General features: G+C 72.3%; 2 protein-coding genes and 1 pseudogene. 1 reads left to right on the plus strand and 2 read right to left on the minus strand.

Annotated features, from left to right (window positions below; genetic code table 11):
• Positions 1-211: pseudogene (locus tag FV222_RS29955) on the plus strand (hypothetical protein); the annotation flags it as partial.
• Positions 212-247: 36 nt separating this feature from the next.
• On the opposite strand, the gene FV222_RS22225 reads toward FV222_RS29955, so the two are convergent.
• On the minus strand, positions 248-2,410 hold the full coding sequence (locus FV222_RS22225) for a TonB-dependent receptor (RefSeq protein ID WP_147752529.1): 2,163 nt from the start codon (positions 2,408-2,410) through the stop codon (positions 248-250).
• Between the two features lie 114 nt (positions 2,411-2,524).
• Positions 2,525-2,757, minus strand: a 233-nt coding sequence (locus tag FV222_RS22230) for an AEC family transporter (RefSeq protein WP_187277421.1), incomplete at its 5' end; no start/stop codon positions are given.

Below are 2,757 nucleotides of genomic sequence, written 5' to 3' on the forward strand. Positions count from 1 at the left end.
CCTGGCCGACGCCAAGGCCGAGCACCTCGGCTGCACGGCGTACCCGCGAGACCGGGTCGCGGCGTTGGCCGACCACGTCGCGCTCGGCGGCGCGCAGTACGATTGCCTCGCCCTGCAGGGCACCGCGGTGTGCCAGTGGACGACGGCCGGCGCCGTGGACCTGCCGGCGCCCAAGCCGAAGCCGGCCTCCCCCGACAGGCCCCGGCGCTGAGGCGTCGCCGGGCGGGGATCGCTTGCGTCCCCAAGATCAGAACCGTGCGGTCAGGAACACCCGGACGTTGCGGCCCGCGAGCAGGATCTCGTCCTTCTTGAACGACGCGGAGTTGCGGATGCGGTCGTCGAGGAGGTTGCGGCCGGCGACGCCCAGCGTCACCGCGCTGGCGCCGTAGACGGCCGGGTCGAGGGGCCGGGTGTAGCTCACCTCGGCGCGCAGGTCGTCGAAGCCCGGCGTCGTCGTCTCCAGCGGCGCGACCTCGGTGTGGGCGAAGGCGTGCAGCAGGAACACGCGGGCGTACCACCCGTCCGCCCGCACGAACGCGCCTCCGCCGACCCGGTGGGGCGGGATCCGCGGCACGTAGGTGCCGTCGTCGAACTGGGCGCGGACGAAGTCGTACTGCGCGTCGAGGCCGGCCCAGCCGTCGCCCACCGGGATCAGGTCGAGCTGCGCGCCGATTTCGGCGCCGGAGAAGGTGGCGTTGCGCTGCGAATAGACGATCTGCTGCAGGTCGTCGTCCGAGCCGCAGGAGGCGAAGGCGTCGCCGCAGCGCGTGCCGGTCTCGCGCTTGTAGATGAAGCCGGTGTAGCGGGTGACGTAGCCCGTCGCGTCGAGGCGCAGCGGCCCTTCCGCCCGGCGGATGCTGGCCTCGACGGTGCGCGCCCGCTCCTTCCTGAGGTCGGGATCGCCGATCTCGAAGGTCGCGGTCGCGTCGTGCGCCCCCCGCGAGTACAGCTCGAAGGCGGTGGGCGCGCGCTCGACGTAGGACCCGTTCAGGCTCGCGACGAAGCCGTAGGGCAGGTCCTGCAGGGCGCCGAAGCTGAGGCTCTTGGGCGCGAACCGGCGGCGGCGGCCGAAGGCCAGCGGGTCCTCGCCCGCCACCGGCAGGTAGTCTCCCGGAAACCGCGTCGCCGTGCCGGTGGAGCGGTCGCCCTCGATCCGCCCGGCTGCCTGGAAGCGCAGGCCGTGGCCGATGTCGAGCTGCTCGAACAGGTAGGCGGCGTTCGACCGGGAATCGGTCGGCGCCAGCAGGGTGCCCGCCTCGCCCGAGGTCCCGATCTCGCGCCGCCCGGCCTGGAGGCCGAGCGCGCCGGTCAGCGTGCCGAGGGCGGTGAAGACCGGCACGTGCTGCAGCTCGACGCGGCCCTCGGCCTCGCGGTTCTTGAAGGTCGCCTGCACCCCGTCGATCCCGTCCTCGCCGAGGCCGATCTCCTGGTGCTTGTAGACCGAGCCGCCGGCCCAGAACCGGATCACCTCGAACGGTCCTTCGAGCGGCCGATACTCGCCGCGGGCCAGCACCCGGTCCTGGTTCGGGTTCAGGCGCGTGCGGCTGTCGGCCGCCTCGCCGCCTGGGATCTGATAGAGCGCGTCGTAGTGGCTGAACGAGATCCCGACGAAGCCGCGGTCGCCGATCGCCGAGATGCCGACCGCGCCGCCCTGCGAGCGGTTGGCGGAGTTCGCCTGGAGGCCGGCGGGCGTGTCGTAGCTGTCGGCCCCGGTCCTGAAGCCGTCGGCGTGGACCGCGACGTTCTCCGAGCCCGCGTCGACCGTGCCGGCCACGAGCCGGCCGTTGTCGACGCTGGAATACCCGGTGGTGACCTGGCCGGCATAGCCCCGCGGCGGGATGAAGGTCGGCACGCGGTTGTTCTCGGAGGAGACCACGCCGCCGATCGCCTGGCTGCCGTAGCGCAGGGTCGCCGGCCCGCGGATCACCTCGATCCGGTCGGAGACCAGCGGGTTGATCGGCACGCCGTGGTCCTCGCCGAGTTCCGAGACGTCCTGGATGCCGACGCCGTTCTCCTGGATTCGCACCCGGCTGTTGTCGAGGCCGCGGATGATCGGGCGGCTGGCCGCGCCCGGGGCGTAGGTCGAGGCCGAGATGCCGGGCCGGTCCATCAGCGCGTCGCCGAGGGTGCGCGGCTGCTCGCGGGCGATCTGGTCGCGCGTCACCACCGTCACCGGCGAGAAGGTGTCGACGGCCACCGGCAGGATGCCGGCCGGCAGGCTCGCATCCGGCGGCGCCTTCGGACCGGGCTGGATCGGGCTCGCCGTGGTGACGCTGAGCTCGGATAGGGCGACCGCATCCTGCGCACGCGCCGCCGCCGGCAGCAGGCCGACGCCCAGAAGCGCCGCCCACAGTGTCGCTTGGACCGTCTCTTGAAGCGTCCCTTGGAGTATCCCTTGCCCGCTTCGCATCACGCCCCGTCAGATCACGTTATGATGTTACATTGCGTGAATGTAACATCATAACAAGACGAGATCGATGGCCGGGCGTCGCTCCCGGGCTGGGCGTTGCGGTGCGGCCACAGCTCAGCGGATGGCGGCGAGGTAGCCCGAGACGGTGAGGATCGAGACGACCGTCGAGACCAGCACGACGTTCAAGGTCACGGCGGCCTCGCGCCGGTAGAACTCGGCGAGCATGAACGGCCCGGTCCCGGTCGGCAGCGCCGCCATCAGCACGGCGGTGTGGAGCAGGAGCGGCGGCAGGCCGAAGGCGCGGGCGAGGCCGTAGGCCAGCAGCGGATGCACCACGAGCTTGAGCC

The organism is Methylobacterium sp. WL103, from assembly GCF_008039885.1.
Classification (GTDB): Bacteria; Pseudomonadota; Alphaproteobacteria; order Rhizobiales; family Beijerinckiaceae; genus Methylobacterium; species Methylobacterium cerastii.